The sequence below is a fragment of the Marinobacter sp. EhC06 genome (assembly GCF_001650915.1).
In the GTDB taxonomy this organism is placed as follows: Bacteria; Pseudomonadota; Gammaproteobacteria; order Pseudomonadales; family Oleiphilaceae; genus Marinobacter.
This window is the reverse complement of sequence record NZ_LXYO01000036.1, coordinates 93,741-115,436: the sequence shown is the minus strand read 5'-3', so window position 1 is coordinate 115,436 and position 21,696 is coordinate 93,741. Positions and strand designations below refer to the sequence as shown.

The following is a 21,696-nucleotide window of genomic DNA, read 5'->3' as shown; positions in this document are numbered from 1 at the left end:
CAGGCGGTTGCAGCCATCACGCCCCGGCTTTAAACTGCTGGGCTGGTGATGGCTTTGTCATTGCTTTTCCAGACACTTACGGATCGAACCAGGAACCATTCGCGCCGATGCCTGATACCCTGCCTGCGGATTCTGTCGGGATTGTCTCCCCGCAGACCTATCATTTCGACGCTCCCATCGATCTGGCCTGCGGCCAGACCCTGGAAAACTATGACCTGGTGGTGGAAACCTACGGCACCCTGAATGCCGAGGCCAGTAACGCGGTTCTTATCTGCCACGCCCTGAGCGGGCACCACCACGCCGCCGGCTACCATTCCGCCGAAGACCGCAAGCCTGGCTGGTGGGACAGCTGCATTGGCCCCGGCAAACCCATCGATACCGATCGTTTTTTTGTTGTCAGCCTTAACAATCTGGGCGGCTGTCATGGCAGCACCGGCCCCAACAGCCTCAACCCCGAAACCGGAAAACCCTTCGGCCCGGAGTTCCCGGTAATCACTGTGGGAGACTGGGTGAAGAGCCAGGCGCTGCTGGCAGACCGGCTCGGCATCCAATGCTGGGCGGCCGTTGTTGGCGGATCCCTCGGCGGCATGCAGGCCCTGCAGTGGAGCCTGGACTATCCTGACCGCCTGAAGCATGCCGTGGTGATTGCCTCCACCCCCCGGCTCACTGCCCAGAATATTGCCTTCAATGAGGTAGCACGGCAGGCCATCACCTCCGACCGGGAGTTTCACGACGGTCGCTATTACGACTTCGATACCGTTCCACGGCGTGGCCTTATGCTGGCACGGATGGTCGGCCACATCACGTATCTATCCGATGCATCCATGGGCGAAAAATTCGGCCGCGAACTTCGCGATCAGGCCTACAAGTTTGGTTATGACGCGGAATTCCAGGTTGAGAGCTACCTTCGCTATCAGGGCGAGCGATTTTCAGAGTCTTTCGACGCCAATACCTATCTGCTGATGACCCGAGCGCTGGACTACTTCGATCCGGCCTATGAGTTTGGCGGGGACCTTTCCAAGGCACTGGCGGCCGCCAGTTGCGAATACCTGGTGTTGTCGTTCAGCACCGACTGGCGTTTCACACCCGCCCGCTCGGAAGAAATGGTCAACGCCATGATTGCCGCCCGCCGAAAGGTCAGCTATGCCGAGGTGGATGCTCCCTGGGGGCACGACGCGTTCCTGATTCCGACCCCGAGATACACCGACATTTTCAACGCCTACATGGACCGAGTGGCCCGGGAGGTCGGCGCATGAGACCGGATCTCGAAATCATCCAGCAGTGGGTTCAGCCCGGTCATCATGTCCTGGACCTGGGCTGCGGCGACGGCACCCTGCTCGACTTCCTCCAGAGGGAGCGGGGCGCCAGCGGCTTCGGTCTGGAAATCAACCCGGACCATATCACCACCTGCATGGGCCGCGGGGTGGCGGTTATCGAGCAGAACCTGGATACCCAGGGGTTGGGTAACTTTGATGACGGCAGCTTCGATATCGTTCTGATGACCCAGGCGCTTCAAGCGGTCCGGCGCCCCGACAAGGTGCTGGACGAAATGCTCCGGGTTGGCAGCGAAGGCATCGTAACTTTCCCGAACTTTGCCCACTGGCGACTGCGCTGGGGACTGACTTTGAGCGGGCGTATGCCCGAATCCGAGGCGCTGCCGTATAAATGGTATAACACACCTAACATAAGGCTGTGCACCTTCAAGGATTTTGAGGCTCTGTGCCGGCAGAAAGGCATCAGGATCAAAAGCCGTCGGGTGGTAGACGGCCAGCATCAGAACAGCTGGTTGGCGCGCCTGTGGCCGAATTTGTTGGGTGAAATTGCCATTTACCGAATCACACGGGAGACCTAGCAATGATCGCAAAAACCTTTTCCGCATTCCGCAACCTGCTGGTAATTGCTCTCATCGGCCTGTGTAGCCTTCAAGCACAGGCTGGCTCCAAAGATTTCGGCGAGTACAAAGTGCTCTGGAGCGTGCTGCCCAGTACCTTCCTGGCCCCGGAAGTCGCCAAGGCGAACAATCTTCAACGCAGCAAGGGCATCGGTATCGTCAATATTTCCATCATGAAGGAAAACGAAGACGGCTCCATGTCCCCGGTCAGCGGCCAGGTAGAGGGCAAGGTTTCCAACGATGTCCAACAGGTACGCTTTCTGGCGTTTCGCCGTATTCAGGAAGGTGACTCCGTGTATTTTATTGCCGAGTATCAATATTCTTCCGGCGAGCTGATGACCTTCAATATCACCGCCCGCCCTACCGGACACCGGCAAGACCTGGCGGTGCGGTTTGCTCACACACTGTTCAGCGATTAAGCCTATATGACCAACCGACTTGTCATCGCCAGCAATAATAAAGGGAAAATCGCCGAGCTGACCGAGCTGCTGTCACCTCTGGGCATGACGCCGGTTGCCCAGGGTGACCTGGGCGTCGGTGAAGCCGAGGAGCCGGCGGTGACCTTTGTCGAAAATGCGATCCTCAAGGCCCGCCATGCCGCCTGGGAAACCGGGCTCCCGGCCCTGGCAGACGACAGCGGTCTGGCGGTGTATGCACTCGAAGGCCGCCCCGGCGTCCGTTCCGCCCGCTTTGCCGGCGAGGCGGCGACCGACCAGGACAACGTGAACGCCCTGCTGGACGCCATGGCCGGCGTTCCAGATGGGCACCGGGGCGCCCAGTTTCACTGCGTGCTGGTATACCTCCGTCACCCAGACGACCCAACCCCCATTATCTGCCATGGCCGCTGGCCGGGCTCGATCCTCAGATCACCCCAGGGCGATGGCGGTTTTGGTTATGACCCGGTATTCCTTGTTCCTGAGCATGGCTGCAGCGCGGCCAAACTGTCCCGCTCCGAGAAAAGCAGCATCAGCCACCGCGGACGAGCCCTGAAAATTCTGATGGAACAGCTGAAGGCCGAGGCCTGACCCCGTTGAACGACGCTGAGACCGCGAAAGATCCACAGCCAGCGGCGGTTCGGCCGCCACTGAGTCTCTATATTCACGTGCCATGGTGCGTGCGGAAGTGCCCCTACTGTGATTTCAACTCCCACGCCTTCACCGGGGTTATCCCCGAGTCCGCCTACCTGGAGGCCCTGCTCGAAGACCTCGACCAGGATCTGGCCTTTGCCACCGGCCGGCCGATAGAAACCTTGTTCATTGGCGGCGGCACTCCCTCCCTGATGAGCGGAGAATTCTATGATCGGCTGTTCCGGGAATTACAGGCAAGACTCAACTTTGAGGCAGATGCCGAGATCACTCTGGAAGCCAACCCGGGAACGCTTGAAACCGGCCGCTTCGAAGCCTTCCGGAAGGCGGGCATCAACCGCCTGTCCATCGGCGTGCAGAGCTTTAACGCCGATCACCTGAAAGCCCTGGGCCGAATTCATGACGCCGATGCCGCTCACCGCGCGATACGCACCGCTCGCCGAGCCGGCTTCGACAATTTCAACGTCGACCTGATGCACGGCCTACCGGGCCAGACTCCAGAGCAGGCCCTTGAGGACATCCAGACCGCCCTGGACTACGAGCCGCCTCACCTGTCCTGGTATCAGTTGACCCTCGAGCCCAATACTGAATTTTACAGTCGGCCTCCAGACCTGCCGGACGACGATCATCTCTGGGACATCTATCGACGCGGCTCAGACTTGCTGCACAAACAGGGATACCAGGATTACGAAGTTTCGGCCTGGAGCCTCCGCGGAAAGGCCTCTCGCCATAATCTGAACTACTGGACTTTCGGGGACTATCTGGCCCTCGGGGCCGGCGCCCACGGCAAGATCAGTCTGGCCGACGGCAGCATCAGGCGCTACTGGAAAACCCGCCAACCCGAAGCCTACCTGCAAAGGATCGGGAGCCGTACCGCTGGCACAGACGCCATAGCCGCGGAAGATTTACCCCTGGAGTTCCTGATGAACGCCCTGAGGCTCAAAGAAGGAGTGGATGAAAGCCTTTTTTCTGAACGAACGGGTTTACCCCTGACAACAGTTGGGGTAAAACTTGAACAACTGCGAAATGAAAAGCTGATGGTGATCGATCGGCTCCAGGCCACTGACTTGGGCCAGAGATACCTGAACAGCCTGTTGGAGCGTTTTCTGTAATGGACCCTGCACACGGAGTGGCGGCCTTTCCGAAAAGCCTGAAAGCCAGCCTGGTGGTGGCTGCCGTGCTGCTGTTCGCCTTGCTTATGATCAACCAGCCACTGCAGACCGCCTCCGCGCCCCAGGGTATCGTCAGCTACCAGTTGGCCGGTACCGCAGACCAGGCCCATGCCATTTTTCGCAGCTGGGGAAGAGAAGGTGTTGCCTGGGCGAAGATTTCACTGTGGCTGGACTTCCTGTTCATCCCCGCATACATGCTTGCCCTGATCCACCTGACACGACACTTCACCCGCGATCGCCCCGGCATTCGCGAGCGGGTGGGAGCCCGCTGGGTGAGAGCCCTGTTTGCAACCGCCGGCCTGAGCGATGGTGCGGAGAACATTCTGTTGCTGAACAATTTCAACCCACCCACCGATGAGGTGAGTCTGTCCGCAACCCTGTGCGCGTTGATCAAGTTCACGGCGCTCACGCTCGGAATTGCAGGACTGGTAATTATCCGGGCGTCCCGGCGCCATCCGCTGGCGCACCACTGAAGCTCCTTTTGCCGGACATCAATTGGTCCGGTAGAACAACAGGTCCCAGACGCCGTGACCAAGGGTTTCGCCCCGCTTTTCAAACTTGGTAATCGGACGGTCTTCAGGGCGCGGTGAATAGCCACCGGACTCCTGAGTATTGGCAAAGCCTTCGGACTCGTTCATTACCTCGAGCATATGCTCGGCGTAATTCTCCCAGTCGGTCGCCAGGTGCAGGATGCCACCCACCCTCAGCTTGTGACGAACCCGCTGGACAAACTCGTGCTGAATCAGGCGGCGCTTGTGATGCTTTTTCTTGTGCCAGGGGTCCGGGAAAAACACAATCACCCGATCCAGACAGGCGTCCGGGAGGCAAAGATCAATGACATCGTTGGCGTCTATGCTGTAGATGCGGACGTTCTCCAGGCCCCGATCCTCTATCTCCTTGAGCAATGCACCAACACCGGGCTGATGGACCTCGACACCAATAAAATCCTGCTCTGGGGCCGCTTCGGCCATTTCAGCCAGGGACCGGCCCATACCAAAACCGATTTCCAGGTTAAGCATGTTGTCCCGACCAAAGACTTCGCGCGGATCAATCATTCCGTCCTCACGGGTCAGGCCATACTTCGGCCAGCTGCGCTCAAACGCCTTCTTCTGGCCCTCTGTCATCCGGCCCTGGCGTAGAACGAAGCTGCGCACGCCACGGCGGGTGGTTACCGGCGATTCGGCGGCGGCATCCTGGGAGTTTTGCGGTTCTTTATGGTCTGTCATCTGCAATCCTTAACCGCAGGCAGCGGGTCTGTTTAACGGGATTTGCCAACAGTTTACCAGAGTGTCCTCGCTCAGGCGGAGACCACCGAGTTACGACCCTGTTGTCGATCCAGCTGCCGATAGCCCAGTGCTTCAACCAGATGGCTCTGGCGCAGCGCTTCGCAGCCTTCCAGATCGGCAAGTGTTCGGGCGACTCGCAATATGCGGTGCAGTGCACGGGCCGAAAGTCCCAGCTTTTCCATGGCACCGGTGAGCAACTGCTCACCCTGGCGATCCAGCCGGCACGCAGCCTGCAGTTCACGCCCGGATAAGCCGGCATTCAGGCAACCCCGCTCTGATTGCCGGGCTCTGGCGATCAGGACACGTTCCCGGACGGTGGCGCTGGTTTCGCCATCCCCGCCCTGCCGCATCAAGATATCGCCACCCTGTACGGGCACTTCAACGTGCAGATCAAACCTGTCCAGAAGCGGGCCGGAAATTTTCGATCGGTAACGCGCAACCTGTTGCGGCGTGCACTGACACTCGATGGTGGGATGACCACTATAACCACAGGGGCAAGGGTTCATCGCGCCCACCACCTGAAATCGAGCCGGAAAATTCACCTGCCGCGCCGCGCGGCTGATCGAGATCTCCCCGGTTTCCATCGGCTCCCGCAACACCTCCAGAACCCGACGTTCGAACTCTGGCAATTCGTCCAGAAAGAGTACGCCCCGATGGGCCAGGGAGATTTCCCCGGGCCTCGGGCTGCTGCCGCCGCCCACCAGGGCAACAGCCGATGCGGTATGATGAGGCGATCGGAAGGGCGGTTCCCGCCAGCCCCCGGAACGAACAGGAAGCCCGGCAACAGAATGCACGCTGGCAACTTCCATGGCGGCAGCATCATCCAGCCCCGGAAGAATGCCGGGCAGCCGACTGGCGAGCATACTCTTGCCGGTTCCCGGTGGACCGAAGAACAGAAGATTGTGACTACCTGCCGCAGCCACCTCCAGTGCCCTGCGGGGAACCCGCTGGCCGCGAACATCCGACAAATCTGGCACCTCCCTCTTGTTGCCCGGCGGCTGTTCCAGCGAGGACCTGGGCACTGGCACCAGGCGGGCGCGGCCACTCAGGTGCTCACACACCGCCAGAAGGTGACCGGCGGCCAGAACGTCACCCTGGCTAGCCAGGGCCGCTTCCTCGGCATTCCTGTGAGGAACCAGCAAACTCCGCTGATCCTCACGGGCGGCCAGCACAGCCGGCAGTACACCCTTTAATGGACGCAATGCACCATCAAGGGACAATTCGCCAAGAAATTCGCAATCGGAAAGACTGTCCACCGGGATCTGGCCCGAGGCCGCCAGAATGCCCAGGGCAATGGGCAAATCGAAACGGCCGCCCTCTTTGGGCAGATCAGCAGGCGCGAGATTGATGGTGATTCTGCGAGCGGGAAATTCGAAGCCCGCGTTGAGAAGGGCGCTTCGAACACGCTCCTTGCTTTCTCTGACACCGGTTTCCGGCAGCCCTACGATCGAGAGCGCGGGCAGGCCGCCTGAGAGATGAACTTCAACGGTAACGGCAGGGGCCGACACGCCAATGGTGGCGCGGGAGTGAACGATAGCGAGCATGACAACCTTCCATGGTAATGACAGGAAATGCTTGCCCGGCATCCTGCCGGGCACGTCCGGGATTTACTGTTTCTGCAGGGAATTTTCCAGTTCGGCCACCCGCTTCTCGAGCGCGTCTACCTTTTCACGAGTCTTCAGCAAGACCGCCTGCTGGGCGTCGAACTCTTCCCGTGTTACCAGCTCCAGACGGGACAGGACGGCCATCACAGTAGCCCGAGCCTGGGTTTCAAAATCTTCCCGTGCAGCGCGGGCCATATCGGGAACGAACTGGCCGAATTGGCCCTGCAGCTGAGCAAAAATATCCTGTGGACCTTTCACACATCACCTCACAAATTACTGAAATATCCGGCTTCGACTAAAAGACAGGGCCGGTTGCCGGTTAGCGGGAGTGTATCACACCGCAGCCCCTGCCATACTGTAGGTGGTCGACCCTATAATAAGTGGCGAAGGGCCAGGGAGCCCGCTCCAAATTGGCTCACTGGCCGGCTGCCCGCTCTATTTTGGTGCACAAGTTTGCGCCATTCTGGTACGCGGATATCGTAGCTTACTGTTTTTAAACTATTTTTTTGCGTTGGCATACACGATGCTAAAGCTCTCGTACGCAATCCGCACAATTGGTGTGCGAGGTGGCAGCATCCCGAGCTCAACAACCGGCCGACGGGCCCTCACTGTTGAGACGGCTTTACCAAGGAGAAAGCAATGAAACTTGTGACAGCGATCATCAAGCCTTTCAAATTGGATGATGTCCGTGAGGCACTATCCGAGATTGGCGTACAAGGCGTAACCGTCACTGAAGTCAAAGGCTTCGGTCGGCAAAAAGGCCACACAGAACTCTATCGTGGCGCTGAATATGTGGTGGATTTCCTGCCCAAGGTGAAGGTGGAAGTTGCCATTGGCGACAATCTGCTGGACCAGGTTATTGAATCCATCACCAAGGCGGCCAACACCGGAAAGATCGGTGACGGCAAGATCTTCGTGACTGAACTGGCTCAAGCCATCCGGATCCGGACGGGCGAAACCGGCGAAGAAGCGGTCTGAACCAGCTCTGATTTTTCGAACAGCCAACGCAAAAAAATTTATAACCTGAAAAGCCTCGTGCGGAGGGCTTCATATGGAAAGCAATCTTAATCACATTTTTGAACTCCAGTATGCGCTGGATACCTTTTACTTCCTGATTTGCGGTGCCCTGGTCATGTGGATGGCCGCCGGCTTTGCCATGCTGGAAGCCGGCCTGGTGCGTGCCAAGAACACCACCGAAATCCTGACCAAGAACGTGGCCCTGTTTGCGGTCGCCTGCACCATGTACCTGATTGTCGGCTACGACATCATGTACGACGGTGGCATCTTCCTGAGCGGCATCACTACCGTTGCCGAAATGGACGACGCAGCGGTTGCCGGCGTTATTGCAGCCTCCACTGAAGCCGGCTTCGGCGACATGGGCGAATACAGCGGCGCTTCTGACTTTTTCTTCCAGGTTGTCTTCGTTGCAACCGCCATGTCCATCGTTTCCGGTGCCGTGGCCGAGCGCATGAAGCTCTGGGCTTTCCTGGCTTTCGCCGTTGTTATGTGTGGTTTCATCTACCCGATGCAGGGTTCCTGGACCTGGAACGGCGACGCGGTATTCGGCATGTATGAGCTGAGCTACAGTGACTACGCCGGTTCCGGTATCGTTCACATGGCCGGTGCAGCAGCTGCCCTCGCTGGCGTGATCCTCCTCGGTGCCCGTAAAGGCAAGTACGGCGCCAAAGGCGAGATCCGCGCCTTCCCGGGCGCCAACCTGCCCCTGGCAACGCTTGGTACCTTCATTCTGTGGATGGGCTGGTTCGGCTTCAACGGTGGCTCAACCCTGAAACTGGGTGGCATCGGTGTCGCGAACGAAGTGGCCAACGTGTTCCTGAACACCAACGCAGCTGCAGCCGGCGGCCTGATCGCTGCCCTGATCGTGGCGCGCCTGATGTTCGGCAAGGCTGACCTGACCATGGCCCTGAACGGTGCCCTGGCTGGCCTGGTTGCCATCACTGCCGAGCCGGCGGACCCTTCTCCCCTGCTGGCCGTCATCATTGGCGCCATCGGCGGCACCCTGGTGGTCTTCTCCATCGTAACCATGGACAAGCTGCGCATTGACGATCCGGTCGGTGCCATCTCTGTACACGGCGTGGTGGGTATCTGGGGTATCTTCGCGGTTCTCCTGTCCGACGCAGACGCCACCTTCATGGGTCAGCTGGTCGGCATGCTCACCATCTTCATCTGGGTGTTCGTAACGAGCCTCATCGTCTGGGGTATCCTGAAAGCCGTAATGGGCATCAGGGTTTCCGAAGAAGACGAGTACGAAGGTGTGGATCTGTCCGAGTGCGGCATGGAAGCCTATCCGGAGTTTGTCAGCGGCAAGCAGTAATCGCTGACACGAGGAACGAAAAAGGGGCGCCATCTGGCGCCCCTTTTTTTGTCTGCCTATTGTCACCTTAACCTTCTTCCGGACGGACCTCGTCTTCCAGGGCATCCACCATGAACTGGGGCATCGCCAGGGCACCGTGATGAACTCCGGAATTGTAGTACCGGGTCACGAACGGCCGGTTGTTGGCGTCTTCCTCGCGGAAGTATTTGATCGGGTTTTCCTTGCTGGCCATGGTGCAGCTCCACCAGCCCGTCGGATAGACCGGCTGCGGGAACGGCAGGGTCTGCACGTGCTCGAACCCCGCCTTGCGCATGTCCTCGTGAATACCCTTGATGATACTGTCGGTGTGCAGCAGCGGCGATTCACTCTGCTGGACAATAATGCCGCCCTCACGTAGGGCCAGCATGGCATCCCGGTAGAAATCCAGGGCAAACAGGCCTTCGGCCGGACCAACAGGATCGGTGCTATCGATAATAATGAGGTCGACACTGTTCGGTTCAATGTCCCGCATCCACTGAATGCCATCCCCAAAGAAGAAGTTGGCGCGCGGGTCACTATTCGCTTCGCAAAGCTCCGGGAAGTACTTTTCCGACATACGGGTGACACGCTCATCGATTTCCACCTGCCAGGCTTCCTCAACGCCCGGGTGTTTGAGCACCTCTTTAAGGGTGCCGCAGTCACCGCCGCCAACAATCACCACCTTTTTGGGGTCCCTGTGAGTAAACAGGGCCGGATGGGTCATCATCTCGTGGTACAGGAAGTTATCGCGGGTGGTCAGCATCACACAGCCATCCAGGACCATCAGGTTACCGAAGGTCTCGGTCTCATAGATTTCCAGTTTCTGGAACGGTGTCTGCTCCTCGTGGAGCTTCTTTTTCAGCTGCAGGGAGAACGCCGTCCCCTGGTCCTGGAATACCTCGGTAAACCAGCCGTCATTGAGTGCTGTCATGTCTTGCCTCCCGCTGTGGGCCATGGGCTAAATTGAAAGGGCGTATTGTAGGGGTGCCCCTTCGTGAGCTAAAGCGATAATCGCGGTGAACGGCCACGTTTTTTCCGCACCCGATGCTTTTAGCCCGGAGTGGGAATCCATACAATGGCGGCCAGTGTTTCCTGACAGGATAGCAAGCATGAGCGAAGCCAGCGCCACTCCGGCCCATAAGGTATACAACATTGCCCACTGGAGCGATGGCTACATCGGCGTCAATGACCAGGGCCAGGTACTGATCCGTCCGGATCGTGGCCACAGCCCGGCCCGAATCAACTTGCCGGAACTGACCCGAACGCTGACCGATTCCGGGGTTCAACTGCCGGTACTGGTGCGCTTCGTTGATATCCTGCACGACCGTGTCAACAAACTGTGCAGTGCCTTCAACAAGGTCGCAGAGGAACACGCCTACCAGGGTTGTTACACGGCGGTCTACCCGATCAAGGTGAACCAGCAGCGCCGTGTGGTCGAGGAACTGCTGGCCGCCGAGCCGGCTGCCTCAAAGGGGCAGATCGGCCTTGAAGCGGGCAGCAAGCCGGAACTGATGGCAGTGCTGGCGATGTCGCAGCAGCCGGGATCGGTGATCGTCTGCAACGGCTATAAAGACCGGGAGTACATCCGCCTGGCCCTGATCGGCCAGACCCTGGGCCACAGGGTGTTCATCGTGGTGGAGAAAAAGTCGGAACTGCCACTTATTCTGGAAGAGGCAAAAAGACTGGGGGTTTCGCCCCTGATCGGGGTTCGGGCCCGGCTGGCAACCATCGGCAAGGGTAACTGGCAGAACACCGGCGGTGAAAAATCCAAATTCGGTCTGTCCGCCAGCCAGGTGTTGGCTGTGGTGAACATGCTGCGCCAGGCGGGGGCCCTCGACACCCTGCAGCTGCTGCATTTCCACCTTGGCTCGCAGATCGCCAATATCCGTGACATCCAGACCGGTCTCCGGGAATGCGCACGTTTTTACAGCGAGCTGCGCCAGATGGGCGCGCCGATCGGAACGGTGGATATCGGCGGAGGCCTGGGCGTGGACTACGAGGGCACCCGCTCCCGCAGCAGCTGTTCCATGAACTACAGCGTTTACGAATATGCCTACAATGTCGTGCACGTACTCCAGGCGGAGTGCGATCGCCACGGCATTCCCCATCCTGATCTGATCAGCGAATCCGGCCGGGCCCTGACCGCGCACCACTCTGTGCTTGTAACCAACGTGATCGACCACGAAGCACCGGAAAACCTGACACCGCAACGACCAGACGAGACAGCCTCGGCCCCGTTGCATGATCTGTGGCGCGACCTGGAGAGCCTGCAGGACGACAACACGCCGCGCTCACTGGCGGAGATCTACCATGACGTGCTGCACGCCATGGCCGATGTTCACGCCCAGTTTGCCCACGGCGTACTCTCCCTGCAGGAACGGGCAGACGCTGAAACACTGTACACCCGCTGTTGCCGACTGCTCCGGGATCAGCTGGACAGCAGCAACCGGGCCCACCGGGAAATCATCGACGAGCTCAACGAGAAACTGGCAGAAAAGCTGTTCGTGAATTTCTCCCTGTTCCAGTCACTGCCGGATGTCTGGGGCATCGACCAGATCTTCCCGGTGATGCCGATAAATGGCCTGGACCGGCCGCTGAACCGACGCGCAGTCATCCAGGACATCACCTGCGATTCTGACGGGCGCATCGACCTTTACGTGGATGGCCAGGGCACCGAGACCACCCTGCCCCTGCCGGAGGAGAAACCGGGCGATCCGCTGTTGATGGGCTTTTTCATGACCGGCGCCTATCAGGAGATCCTGGGGGACATGCACAACCTGTTCGGCGACACCCATTCTGTGGACGTCCGCCTGACCACAGAAGGTGGCCACGAGATCAGCGACCCTATCACCGGCGATACGGTGGCCAAGGTGTTGCGCTATGTGAACTTTGAACCGGATGCCTTGATGGATGCTTACCGACGCAAGTTCGCCGTCTCTGCCCTGACACCGGAGACCCAGTCAGCGCTGCTGGCGGAGCTGGCCGCCGGTCTGGATGGCTACACCTACCTGGAAGAATAGCCAGACTCAGGGTTTCCGGCGCTCCCGGCGCCAGGCGCTGGGGGCAATGCCCTCCCACTTGCGGAAAGCCCGGCCAAAGTTGGAGGGGTCACTGTAGCCGAGGGCATCGGCAATCTCGTCGATGGTCAGCTCATTGCGCCGCAGAAGCTCCAACGCCCGGCGGTGACGCAGTGAATCCTGCAGCTGCTGGAACCGGACGCCCTCCGCTGCCAGTTGCCTGCGAAGTGTTCTTGCGGACATCTGCAGGCGTTCAGCCACTTCCTCAAGCGCCGGTAACCGCTGGCTCTTCCCGGTTTCAAGCAGGCGTATCACCCGGTCCGAGACCGACGTCGCTCCCTCGATAAATCGCATTTCCTCCTCGCACTGGGCTTCGGCTATCCGACGGGTCACCGGGTTCGACAGGGACATGGGCGAATCCAGAAAAGCCCCCTTGAAACGCAGCTGGTTCACACCGCTGCCGAACATGATCTGGCTGCCAAACAGCTGCCGATAGGCCGTTGCATCGTCAGGCTCCGGGAAATCCAGAAGGCAGCGGCCTCCGTCCAGGAGCCTTTGACCGAACAGCAAAAGATTCACATCCATCAACGATGCCATCACCACATCGACGTTGAACCGGTACAGGTCCTCGATACCGTGCGCCAGGTCCAGCTGGATCACTGCCTCACGGCCGTCCACGAAAAAAGACAGCTTCATGTAAACGAAACGGATCTGGAAATACTTGATCAACACCGTGAGCGCCTGCTCGAGGGTGTCGCAACTGATGGCGGCCTGGGCCAGGGAACCGTGGGTGGTAAATTTCAGTCGCTTGCCGTATTCGAGCCCTAGGGCCGGATCACCGCTTTGCACCAGACTTTCGCGGCACAGAGCGCTGAACTGATCAACCGTGATGAAATTCTCCGGGTGCCCCAACATGGAAGGCCGAATTCCGGAGGCTGACAGCAACCGGGATCGTTGCAGGCCACGATCCTCCGCCAACTGGCAGAGAATATCCGCATAGTGCGCCCGGATAACGGGCAGGTTTCCGGTAATGCCGGGTGCATTCATGGGGATGGTTGTCTTCCGGTATCGGTGTATTGCTCAGACTAGACCGCTCTGAAGGTTCCGGCAATCACCGGCGAGACGACCGGCAACCGTCGCTGATGCCAGATTTCTGCATTATTTTCCAATCGGGCTGATCCACCGGATAACGCATTCCGTAACCCTTCTAACTGACAAACCCGGGACGAGTGCATAGAATGATGACCAGAACAAGCTCAAATCATGCGACTGTCAAGGAGCGTCCGGTGACCACACTGGATCAGAAGCCAGCCAGTTCCGAGGGCCGGAAGGATCCCTGGAGCCAGATGCTGCAGAAAGTGGGTAAGAACCAGGACCGCGAAGCATACCACGCGCTGTTCGAGCATTTTGGCCCGCAAATCAAGTACTACGCCATGGCCAACGGCCTGGCAAGCCACGCGGAAGAGCTCGTGCAGGAAGTATTTGTGTCCATCTGGAGGCGGTCCTGTCTATACGACTGGCGCAAGGCTGCCGCTTCTACCTGGATTTTTACCATCGCCCGTAACCAGCGCATTGATATGCTCCGCAAAATGCAGCGTACCAGTGCCGAAATGCCGGTTGAGACGGAAGATCTCTGGCAGATTCCGGGTGAAAACGAGAACGAGCCGGTCACGTCTTTGCACCGCCTCATGTCCGAGCGGCGGATCAGGGAGTCCCTGAGCCACCTTCCGGAAGAACAGATCACGGTTATTGCCAAGGTTTACATGGAAAACAAGTCTCACCAGATGGTCGCAGACGAGTTGGACATCCCGCTTGGCACCGTTAAAAGCCGGGTTCGTCTGGCATTGAACAAACTGAAAGTGATTTTGCAGGACCAGAACGTATGACACGGCACCATCCCGACAGCCTGAGCCTGATGGAATACAGCGCAGGTAACCTGAGTGAGCCTCATGCCCTTTGCATCAAGCTGCATCTGGACAAGTGTTCCCACTGCCGCAGCCGTGTGGACACACTGGACAGTCTTGGCGCTGTGATGATGGAGCAGCAACCGAAGGTGACTGTTTCTGAAAGCATGTTCGACAGCATTCTTTCACGGATCGACAGCGAACCTGCTGGTGAGCCTGTTACTCCGACGATCCCACGGGTCAGTGCTCTGCAGAAGTTGCTGGGTGAAGATCTCAACAGCCTGCCGTGGAAGCGTCAGCTGGGCGATGTGAGTGTCTTGGACATTACCGACCGGTTTCCCGGCCAGAAAGAACAGGTCGTCCTCCAGAAATTGGCCGCGGGCGGAAAAGCGCCAGCCCACACTCACCGGGGTGAGGAAACAACCATCGTGCTGCAAGGCGCCTTTGCCGACCAGAAAGGTGTTTTCAATCAGTGGGATTTCGTAGTGCTGACTGACGAGGATGAGCACAAGCCGGTAGCGGTTGGCTGTGAAGACTGCATCACACTCTCTGTGCTCAGCGCGCCGGTTAAGCTGACAGGCACGTTTACGCGGATGCTCAATCCCTTTATTCGGTAATGAATTCAGTGGATTAGCGGGCACGCAAAAGGGGCGATACAGATCGCCCCTTTTTTCGTACCCGATTCTGGGACTTTTAGAACTACCAAGGCAGTTCCGAGCCATCCCAGCTCAGGAACCGTCCATTGTCATCCTCCTCCAGCCCATCGATCACGTCCAATAGGTTGGAGGCAGTTTCCTCCGGAGTATGTACCTTAAGCTTGGCGAGAGACTGGCTGAATGGTTCGCTCAACGCCGATTCGGTGGTGCCCGGATGCAGGGATACGCACGCAATTGGTTTGCAGCGGCGCGGCAACTCAATGGACAGGTTGCGAACCAGCATATTCAGTGCCGCCTTTGAACTGCGATAGGCATACCAACCGCCAAACCCGTTGTCGGTTATCGATCCGACTTTGGCGGAAATGGCCACCACCCGTTTGAATTCCCGATGCCGCAGCCGTGGCAATAATGCCTGGGTCAGCAATCCGAAACCGGTTGCATTGACTGCGAACGCACGCGCCATACTCTGCGAATCCAGATCTTCAAGCCGCTTCTCCGGAAACATATCCGGCCCATGGAGCAAGCCGGCAGCGTATATAAAGCCGTCGATGCCTTCCTCTCTGGCCAGCAACGATTCCAGCGCCTCTGCCACGGCCGCTGGCGACGCACTGTCCTCGGCATCCCATGGCAACACCGTACTTCGCCCATGGGCTCGCAAGACCTCGGGGGCCTTCTCCGGGTCACGACATAACCCGATCACACGGGTCTGCGCATCCCGGTCAATCAACCGGGTCGCCAAAGCGCCGCCAATTGCGCCGGAAACCCCGGCAATCACCACTCGTTTCATCAGAGACCTCCTTTGTACTGGAGGACATACGAAAATTCTATCGTCCGGACTGCCAAAACGGTGAACCAGCCCATTAAAACGGGCGTATGAAACCAGTGTTCCAATCACCTTCGGTGTTCTGCCGTTCCGGGCAGCACTCCAGTAAAAAAGCGCACCTAGGAGAGTATCCATGCAATACCAGGCTCCGGCGAATGACCTTCGCTTTCTGTTGTTTGATGTATTGGGCGCAGACCGGCTGCATGAGCTGGAAAAATACGCCGATGCCACCCCGGATCTGATTTCTGCGGTCATCGACGAGGCCGGCAAGCTGGCTGCGGAAGTCATCCAGCCCACCAACCAGGCGGGCGACCGGGAAGGCTGCAGCTACGATCCCGAAACCCGCTCGGTGAAAACACCAGACTGCTTCAAAGAGGCCTACAAGAAGTTTGTCGAAGGCGGCTGGACCGCACTGGACGCGCCGCTGGAATACGGCGGCCAGGGCCTGCCCCACACCCTGAAGTTCGTGGTGGACGAAATGGTCTGCTCCACCAACCTCTCCCTGGGCATGTATCCCGGGCTGACCCATGGCGCCATCAGTGCCCTGCACGCCCACGGCTCCGATGAACTGAAAAACATCTATCTGGAAAAACTGATCTCCGGCGAGTGGACCGGCACCATGTGCCTGACCGAACCCCAGTGCGGCACAGATCTTGGCCTGATTCGCACCCGCGCCAACCCGAACGATGACGGCAGCTATGCCATCGAAGGTACCAAGATCTGGATTACCGGCGGCGAGCACGACCTGGTGGACAACATCGTGCACCTGGTACTGGCCAAACTGCCGGGTGCGCCAGATACCACCAAGGGTATTTCGCTGTTCGTGGTTCCCAAATTCCTGCCGGATTCCGGCGAGCGCAATCCTGCCTTCTGTGGCGGCCTGGAGCACAAGATGGGAATCAAGGGCTCCGCCACTTGCGTCATGAACTTCGAGGGTGCCAAAGGCTGGCTTGTCGGCGAGCCAAACGACGGTATGCGGGCTATGTTCACCATGATGAACGAAGCCCGCCTGATGGTCGGCATGCAAGGCCTCGGCCTGGCGGAAATGGCTTACCAGGAAAGCCTCGGCTTTGCCCGAGAGCGCCTGCAGAGCCGTTCACTGAGCGGTCCGAAGAACCCGGATGGTCCCGCTGATCCGATCATCGTGCACCCGGATGTACGCCGGATGCTGATGCGCCAGAAGGTCCTTAACGAAGGCATGCGTGCCCTGGCCCTGTTTGCCGGACACCAGCTGGATCTGTCGGTTGCCCATCCGGACGAAACTGTCCGGGAATCCGCCGATGATCTGGTTCAACTGCTCACTCCCGTCGTGAAATCCTTCCTGACGGACGAGGGCTTCAACAACGCCAACACCGGGCTGCAGGTACTGGGTGGCTCCGGCTTCACCACCGACTGGCCGCTGGAGCAGCTGGTGCGGGACGGACGGATTGCCCGGATCTACGAGGGCACCAACGGCATTCAGGCCATGGACCTCGTGGGCCGCAAGCTGAGCCTGAAAGGCGGCCAGCTGGTACGTACCCTGTTCGGCACCATGAGCGGATACCTCAAGGACAATCCGGAGGCGCCGCACCGGGAGGAACTCAAGAACGCCATGAAGGCGCTGGAAACCGCCACCATGTGGCTGGCCTCCAATGCACCGAAAGATCCGGAGCAGGCGGGTGCTGCCGCGACGCCGTATCTGCGACTGATGGCGCTGACCGTGATCGGCTATCTCTGGTCCCGCATGGCCAATGTTGCCAACGAGCAGCTTGCCGCCGGCGAAGGCAACAAGCCCCTGCTGGAGAGCAAAGTGGTCTCTGCGCGCTTCTTCTTTGAAAAGCTCCTGCCGGAAGTCGACTGGCTGCTGGGCGACATTCAGAGCGGTAAGGATAGCCTGATGGCGTTCTCAGACGACCACTGGGCCGCGTGATCCGGACTCCGGCCGGAGCCTCGTGGTTGTGGCCGGAAATGACCGAACAATGACAGCTTGTGACCTTCAGGGTGATGGTCTGGAAATTGATAATGATCACGTTGATTAGTGTCTCTGAACTAGTCCTGCCCAGCTCCCCGTCGGACTGGGTACTTTTGAAAGCCACGCTCTGCGTGGCTTTTTTTATGGTCATTTTTTTGTCTGTGCGGTCACTGGGTTACAATTGCGTTCTTTGATTTTGTCCGGCTTTTGAACGGACCAACACGGGGACACCATGAACGTCGACGATTACGCTTTCCGCTTTGGCGGCATCGAACGACTCTACGGGCGCCGTGCCCTGGAAGCCTTTCGTCACGCCAATGTGGCCGTGGTCGGGCTTGGTGGCGTCGGATCCTGGGCCGCTGAGGCCCTGGCCAGAAGCGGTATTGGCAGCATTACCCTGATCGACATGGACGATGTCTGTGTATCCAATACCAACCGCCAGCTCCACGCCCTGGAAGGCCAGTACGGGCGCACAAAAACCGATGCCATGGCAGACCGGTTGCGGTCGATTAATCCGGAGGCAGACATTCGGGTGCATTTCGGCTTCCTGACCACCAAGAATGTCAGCGAGCTGATTACCGGGGAAATGACCGGGGTGATCGACGCCATCGACAGCGTCAAAGCCAAGGCCGCCCTGATCGCCCATTGCCAGCGCCGGAAAATTCCGTTGGTGTGTGCCGGCGGCGCCGGCGGACAGATCGACCCCACCCAGATTCAGGTGGCCGACCTCAGCAAAACCACCCAGGACCCGCTTCTGGCCAAGGTACGTAATCTGCTGCGCCGGGAATACGGCTTTTCCCGGAACCCCAAGCGTCGCTTTGGCATTGAGGCCGTATACTCCCTGGAGCAGCTGACGTATCCTGCCGGAGACGGCGAAGTCTGCCTGCAGAAACCGGCTACCGACGGCCCGGTTAGACTGGATTGCGCCTCTGGCTTTGGCGCCGCCAGCCCGGTGACCGCCAGCTTCGGTTTTTTTGCGGCCTCCCGACTTCTGAACCGGATTGCCCGGCGCGCCAACCAATAGATCAACGGACCTGAAACCATTATGCCTGTCAGCACTGTCCTGCTTCTTGCCAGCATTGGCGTTCTCTCACTGTTCTGTCAGTGGCTTGCCTGGCGGGTTCGCATGCCTGCGATCCTGTTCCTGCTGGCCGGCGGCATTGCTGCCGGGCCTGTCCTGGGCTTTCTGGCTCCGGAAGCGGTGTTTGGCGACCTGCTGTTCCCGGTTATCTCCCTGGCCGTCGCCATCATCCTGTTTGAAGGCAGCCTGACCCTGCGTTACGCGGAAATCCGCGGCCACGGCAAGATGGTCCGCAACCTGATTCCTGTCGGTTCCATTGTCACCTGCATCATTGGCACTCTGGCAGCGCGATGGCTTCTGGATGTCTCCTGGGCTGTCGCCCTGTTGTTCGGCGCCATTTCCATCGTCACCGGCCCGACAGTAATTGCACCGCTGCTGCGCTCCGTGCGACCGGACTCGAAGCTGGCCAACATCCTGCGCTGGGAAGGCATCATCATTGACCCTGTCGGAGCCTTGCTGGCGGTTCTGGTGTTCGAGGGGATTGTCTCCTGGGGGCAGGGCAACGTGTTTGGCCACTCGCTCTACATCTTCGGCAAGACCCTGGCGGTGGGTTTCGTGATCGGTGCCGTTGCCGGCTATCTCAATGGCATCGTATTGCGCAAGCACTGGATTCCCCAGTACCTGCATAATGCCGGCACACTGACCTTCATGCTTGGCGTGTACGCCATCTCCAACGAACTGGCCCATGAGTCAGGCCTGCTGACCGTGACCGTCATGGGTATCTGGATGGCAAACATGAAGCAGGTACCCATCGAGAGCATTCTGGAGTTCAAGGAATCCCTGAGCGTTCTGCTGATTTCCGCCCTGTTCATCATCCTGGCAGCACGGGTTGAGTTTGCTGCGATCGCCGAATTGGGCTGGGGCCTGGTGGCTGTGTTGGCCCTGTTGATGCTGGTAGCCCGGCCGCTGAGTATTTTCCTGTCCGCCATCGGTACAAGCCTGAACTGGCGGGAAAAACTCTTCCTGAGCTGGATTGCCCCCCGGGGCATCGTTGCTGCGGCAGTGTCAGCGCTGTTCGCCTTCCAGTTGCAAAAGCTTGGCTATGAAAGTGCCGGCGCCCTGGTGCCCCTGGTATTCATGCTGATTATCGCCACCGTTACCCTGCAAAGCCTGACCGCCCGGCCGGTCGCCCGCCTGCTGAAGGTCGCGGAACCGGCGGAATACGGCTTCCTGATCCTGGGCGCCAACCCGGTGGCCCGGATGATCGGTAAAGCCCTGAGGAAGTATGAGGTACCGGTGACCCTGGCCGATACCAACTGGGAAAACGTGCGACAGGCGCGCATGGAAAACCTGCAGGTCTACTTTGGCAACCCCGTATCAGAACATGCGTCCACCCATCTCGACCTGACAGGCATCGGCAAGCTGCTGGTCATATCTCCATACAAGCACATGAATTCCCTCGCCACGTACCACTTCCTGGACTGGTTTGGAAACAAGTGCGTGTTCAGCCTGGCAGAGGGTGACCAGGACCAGAAGGCCCGGCACCAGACGGCCGAAAAAATCCAGATGACCCGGGGCCTGTTCGACGGCGTCAGCTACGCCAAACTGGCCAGCCTGGTCAGCCAGGGCTATACGGTGAAGACCACTCAGTTGAGCGAGGAATTTGGTTACGAGGAGTTCCTGAACAAATACCAGAACCAGGCTCTGGTGCTGTTCACGTTCGACAGCAAAGAGCATGTCGCTCCGGTTTGCAGCATGAAAGACCTGAAACCGGAAGACGACTGGATCCTGATCAGCCTGGTGCCACCCCAGGCCAGAAAGGAACGTAAGGAGAAAGAGGGGGAAGAGCCTTCAGCCCGCGGGGAAGAGCCCTCGGCAGGTCAGGATACGGCAGCTGACGAAAACCCTTCATCGACAATCTAGAACCAGCTTGCCGCGCACATGCCCACCCTCAAGGAGTTCGTGGGCCTGCGCTACATCCGCCAGCGGAAAGGCCTTCTCAATGTGCACCTTGACGTCGCCGTCCTCAATCAGCTCGGCAATCTCATCCAGGTGAAAGACGTCGGGGCGGACGGTCATGCCGTGAGCGCGTAATCCCATTTCCTCGGCCGCGCTGATGATTTCATCGGCAGTAACGGTGGGGATGGTGACAAGGACACCCTGCTCGCCAAGGGTGTGCAGCGAGCGTTTGCCAGTATCGCCGCCGACCAGATCCAGCACCACGTCCAGGCCATAGCATTCTTCGCCGATATCGGTAGTGCGGTAGTCAATCACTTCGTGCACCCCGAGTTCCGCCAGAAAATCCCGGTTCCCGGCCGAAGCCGTGGCAATGACATGGGCACCGCGCTCCAGTGCAAATTGAACCGCGAAATGCCCGACACCACCGGCGCCGGCATGAATCAGGATTTTCTGCCCGGACTCCAGCTTCGCCATTTCAAACAGTGCCTGCCAGGCGGTCAGCGCCGCCAGGGGCAAAGCACCCGCAGACACCAGGTCCAGCTCTTCCGGCACAATGGCCAGCTCATCAGCCGCCGCCAGGGCATACTGGGCATAACCGCCCCCGCCGGCCGGAAATCCGACCATCCCCATAACCCGGTCGCCGGGCGCCAGGGTGGTAACGTTGGCACCAACTCCAACGACCTCGCCGGCCACATCGTAACCTGGCGTCCAGGGCAAGGAATTCTCGATCTGCCGGGCCGCGAACCCCAACCCCTTGCGGGTTTTCCAGTCGATGGGGTTAAGCCCTGCCCCGTGCACCCTGACCAGCACCTGATCATCGCCGGGAACCGGCACGTCAGCCTCGACCACCTGCAGCACATCACGCTCACCAAATCGATCGTAGATCACATGGTGCATCGTGGCTTCAGCATTCTGATCAGCAGTTTTTTCCATGGGGATCTCCGGACAACAGGTTAAACGGGATTGGCTTTGAA

General features: G+C 59.1%; 21 protein-coding genes. 14 read left to right on the top strand and 7 right to left on the bottom strand.

Features of this window, described 5'->3' with window-relative positions:
* Positions 1-107: 107 nt before the first annotated feature.
* Genes metX through A8B84_RS19590 form a run of 6 tightly spaced genes read left to right on the top strand, consistent with a single transcriptional unit; the run spans position 108 to position 4,621 of the window.
* A complete protein-coding gene (gene metX, locus A8B84_RS19615; protein ID WP_064228407.1) occupies positions 108-1,256 on the top strand; it encodes a homoserine O-succinyltransferase MetX in 1,149 nt (382 codons plus the stop codon).
* Positions 1,253-1,852, top strand: coding sequence for a methionine biosynthesis protein MetW (metW, locus tag A8B84_RS19610; RefSeq protein WP_064228408.1), 600 nt, complete (start codon positions 1,253-1,255; stop codon positions 1,850-1,852). The genes metX and metW overlap by 4 nt, the downstream gene beginning before the upstream one ends.
* Positions 1,853-1,854: 2 nt before the next feature.
* Positions 1,855-2,310, top strand: a complete 456-nt coding sequence (locus A8B84_RS19605; protein ID WP_064228409.1) for a DUF4426 domain-containing protein — start codon at positions 1,855-1,857, stop codon at positions 2,308-2,310.
* Between the two features lie 6 nt (positions 2,311-2,316).
* Positions 2,317-2,916 carry an RdgB/HAM1 family non-canonical purine NTP pyrophosphatase gene (rdgB, locus tag A8B84_RS19600; RefSeq protein WP_064228410.1) on the top strand — a complete coding sequence of 200 codons (600 nt, stop codon included), beginning with the start codon at positions 2,317-2,319 and terminating at the stop codon, positions 2,914-2,916.
* Between the two features lie 5 nt (positions 2,917-2,921).
* Positions 2,922-4,088 (top strand): radical SAM family heme chaperone HemW, encoded by a 1,167-nt coding sequence (gene hemW, locus A8B84_RS19595; RefSeq protein ID WP_064228411.1) that lies wholly within the window; start codon positions 2,922-2,924, stop codon positions 4,086-4,088.
* Positions 4,088-4,621 carry a hypothetical protein gene (locus A8B84_RS19590; RefSeq protein WP_064228412.1) on the top strand — a complete coding sequence of 178 codons (534 nt, stop codon included), beginning with the start codon at positions 4,088-4,090 and terminating at the stop codon, positions 4,619-4,621. The genes hemW and A8B84_RS19590 overlap by 1 nt, the downstream gene beginning before the upstream one ends.
* Before the next feature lie 18 nt (positions 4,622-4,639).
* Here the strand turns inward: A8B84_RS19590 and trmB are convergent, their stop codons facing one another.
* From trmB to A8B84_RS19575, 3 genes are all read right to left on the bottom strand, one after another.
* A complete protein-coding gene (gene trmB, locus A8B84_RS19585; protein WP_064228413.1) occupies positions 4,640-5,374 on the bottom strand; it encodes a tRNA (guanosine(46)-N7)-methyltransferase TrmB in 735 nt (244 codons plus the stop codon).
* Positions 5,375-5,445: 71 nt separating this feature from the next.
* Positions 5,446-6,978: a YifB family Mg chelatase-like AAA ATPase gene (locus A8B84_RS19580; RefSeq protein WP_064228414.1), complete on the bottom strand. Its 1,533-nt coding sequence runs from the start codon at positions 6,976-6,978 to the stop codon at positions 5,446-5,448.
* A 63-nt stretch (positions 6,979-7,041) separates the two neighbouring features.
* Complete coding sequence (locus A8B84_RS19575) at positions 7,042-7,296, bottom strand: accessory factor UbiK family protein (RefSeq protein WP_064228415.1); 255 nt, start codon at positions 7,294-7,296, stop codon at positions 7,042-7,044.
* Positions 7,297-7,677: 381 nt separating this feature from the next.
* On the opposite strand from A8B84_RS19575, the gene glnK reads away from it, so the two are divergent.
* Together glnK and A8B84_RS19565 are read left to right on the top strand one after the other, a co-directional pair.
* Entirely contained in the window at positions 7,678-8,016 is a 339-nt protein-coding gene (gene glnK, locus A8B84_RS19570) for a P-II family nitrogen regulator (RefSeq protein WP_008173268.1), read from the top strand.
* Positions 8,017-8,089: 73 nt separating this feature from the next.
* Positions 8,090-9,373: an ammonium transporter gene (locus A8B84_RS19565; protein ID WP_064228416.1), complete on the top strand. Its 1,284-nt coding sequence runs from the start codon at positions 8,090-8,092 to the stop codon at positions 9,371-9,373.
* A gap of 67 nt (positions 9,374-9,440) precedes the next feature.
* Here A8B84_RS19565 and speE read toward each other — a convergent pair whose 3' ends face one another.
* Positions 9,441-10,322, bottom strand: coding sequence for a polyamine aminopropyltransferase (speE, locus tag A8B84_RS19560; protein WP_064228417.1), 882 nt, complete (start codon positions 10,320-10,322; stop codon positions 9,441-9,443).
* A 178-nt stretch (positions 10,323-10,500) separates the two neighbouring features.
* Between speE and speA the strand changes: the two genes are divergently transcribed.
* Positions 10,501-12,411: a biosynthetic arginine decarboxylase gene (gene speA, locus A8B84_RS19555; protein WP_064228418.1), complete on the top strand. Its 1,911-nt coding sequence runs from the start codon at positions 10,501-10,503 to the stop codon at positions 12,409-12,411.
* Between the two features lie 6 nt (positions 12,412-12,417).
* Here the strand turns inward: speA and A8B84_RS19550 are convergent, their stop codons facing one another.
* Entirely contained in the window at positions 12,418-13,455 is a 1,038-nt protein-coding gene (locus tag A8B84_RS19550) for an AraC family transcriptional regulator (RefSeq protein ID WP_064228419.1), read from the bottom strand.
* A 239-nt stretch (positions 13,456-13,694) separates the two neighbouring features.
* Between A8B84_RS19550 and A8B84_RS19545 the strand changes: the two genes are divergently transcribed.
* Both A8B84_RS19545 and A8B84_RS19540 read left to right on the top strand, forming a co-directional pair.
* Entirely contained in the window at positions 13,695-14,294 is a 600-nt protein-coding gene (locus A8B84_RS19545; RefSeq protein ID WP_064228420.1) for a sigma-70 family RNA polymerase sigma factor, read from the top strand.
* Positions 14,291-14,929, top strand: a complete 639-nt coding sequence (locus A8B84_RS19540; RefSeq protein ID WP_064228421.1) for a ChrR family anti-sigma-E factor — start codon at positions 14,291-14,293, stop codon at positions 14,927-14,929. The genes A8B84_RS19545 and A8B84_RS19540 overlap by 4 nt, the downstream gene beginning before the upstream one ends.
* A gap of 82 nt (positions 14,930-15,011) precedes the next feature.
* On the opposite strand, the gene A8B84_RS19535 is transcribed toward A8B84_RS19540, so the two are convergent.
* The gene (locus A8B84_RS19535) at positions 15,012-15,755 is read right to left on the bottom strand and encodes an SDR family oxidoreductase (protein WP_064228422.1); all 744 of its coding nucleotides are present in this window, start codon (positions 15,753-15,755) and stop codon (positions 15,012-15,014) included.
* Positions 15,756-15,924: 169 nt separating this feature from the next.
* On the opposite strand from A8B84_RS19535, the gene A8B84_RS19530 reads away from it, so the two are divergent.
* From A8B84_RS19530 to A8B84_RS19520, 3 genes are all read left to right on the top strand, one after another.
* A complete protein-coding gene (locus A8B84_RS19530) occupies positions 15,925-17,700 on the top strand; it encodes an acyl-CoA dehydrogenase C-terminal domain-containing protein (protein WP_064228423.1) in 1,776 nt (591 codons plus the stop codon).
* Positions 17,701-17,974: 274 nt separating this feature from the next.
* A complete protein-coding gene (tcdA, locus tag A8B84_RS19525) occupies positions 17,975-18,766 on the top strand; it encodes a tRNA cyclic N6-threonylcarbamoyladenosine(37) synthase TcdA (protein ID WP_064228424.1) in 792 nt (263 codons plus the stop codon).
* Between the two features lie 21 nt (positions 18,767-18,787).
* Positions 18,788-20,686, top strand: coding sequence for a cation:proton antiporter (locus A8B84_RS19520; RefSeq protein WP_064228425.1), 1,899 nt, complete (start codon positions 18,788-18,790; stop codon positions 20,684-20,686).
* On the opposite strand, the gene A8B84_RS19515 is transcribed toward A8B84_RS19520, so the two are convergent.
* Entirely contained in the window at positions 20,672-21,655 is a 984-nt protein-coding gene (locus tag A8B84_RS19515) for an NADP-dependent oxidoreductase (protein ID WP_064228426.1), read from the bottom strand. The genes A8B84_RS19520 and A8B84_RS19515 overlap by 15 nt on opposite strands.
* Positions 21,656-21,696: the final 41 nt, after the last annotated feature.

What these genes read in the sequence shown, in the direction of transcription:
- metX (WP_064228407.1), top strand. Translation starts at nt 108, where the DNA reads ATGCCTGATACCCTGCCTGCGGATTCTGTCGGGATTGTCTCCCCGCAG.
- metW (WP_064228408.1), top strand. Translation starts at nt 1,253, where the DNA reads ATGAGACCGGATCTCGAAATCATCCAGCAGTGGGTTCAGCCCGGTCAT.
- A8B84_RS19605 (WP_064228409.1), top strand. Translation starts at nt 1,855, where the DNA reads ATGATCGCAAAAACCTTTTCCGCATTCCGCAACCTGCTGGTAATTGCT.
- rdgB (WP_064228410.1), top strand. Translation starts at nt 2,317, where the DNA reads ATGACCAACCGACTTGTCATCGCCAGCAATAATAAAGGGAAAATCGCC.
- A8B84_RS19590 (WP_064228412.1), top strand. Translation starts at nt 4,088, where the DNA reads ATGGACCCTGCACACGGAGTGGCGGCCTTTCCGAAAAGCCTGAAAGCC.
- trmB (WP_064228413.1), bottom strand. Translation starts at nt 5,374, where the DNA reads ATGACAGACCATAAAGAACCGCAAAACTCCCAGGATGCCGCCGCCGAA.
- A8B84_RS19580 (WP_064228414.1), bottom strand. Translation starts at nt 6,978, where the DNA reads ATGCTCGCTATCGTTCACTCCCGCGCCACCATTGGCGTGTCGGCCCCT.
- glnK (WP_008173268.1), top strand. Translation starts at nt 7,678, where the DNA reads ATGAAACTTGTGACAGCGATCATCAAGCCTTTCAAATTGGATGATGTC.
- A8B84_RS19565 (WP_064228416.1), top strand. Translation starts at nt 8,090, where the DNA reads ATGGAAAGCAATCTTAATCACATTTTTGAACTCCAGTATGCGCTGGAT.
- speE (WP_064228417.1), bottom strand. Translation starts at nt 10,322, where the DNA reads ATGACAGCACTCAATGACGGCTGGTTTACCGAGGTATTCCAGGACCAG.
- speA (WP_064228418.1), top strand. Translation starts at nt 10,501, where the DNA reads ATGAGCGAAGCCAGCGCCACTCCGGCCCATAAGGTATACAACATTGCC.
- A8B84_RS19550 (WP_064228419.1), bottom strand. Translation starts at nt 13,455, where the DNA reads ATGAATGCACCCGGCATTACCGGAAACCTGCCCGTTATCCGGGCGCAC.
- A8B84_RS19540 (WP_064228421.1), top strand. Translation starts at nt 14,291, where the DNA reads ATGACACGGCACCATCCCGACAGCCTGAGCCTGATGGAATACAGCGCA.
- A8B84_RS19535 (WP_064228422.1), bottom strand. Translation starts at nt 15,755, where the DNA reads ATGAAACGAGTGGTGATTGCCGGGGTTTCCGGCGCAATTGGCGGCGCT.
- A8B84_RS19530 (WP_064228423.1), top strand. Translation starts at nt 15,925, where the DNA reads ATGCAATACCAGGCTCCGGCGAATGACCTTCGCTTTCTGTTGTTTGAT.
- tcdA (WP_064228424.1), top strand. Translation starts at nt 17,975, where the DNA reads ATGAACGTCGACGATTACGCTTTCCGCTTTGGCGGCATCGAACGACTC.
- A8B84_RS19520 (WP_064228425.1), top strand. Translation starts at nt 18,788, where the DNA reads ATGCCTGTCAGCACTGTCCTGCTTCTTGCCAGCATTGGCGTTCTCTCA.
- A8B84_RS19515 (WP_064228426.1), bottom strand. Translation starts at nt 21,655, where the DNA reads ATGGAAAAAACTGCTGATCAGAATGCTGAAGCCACGATGCACCATGTG.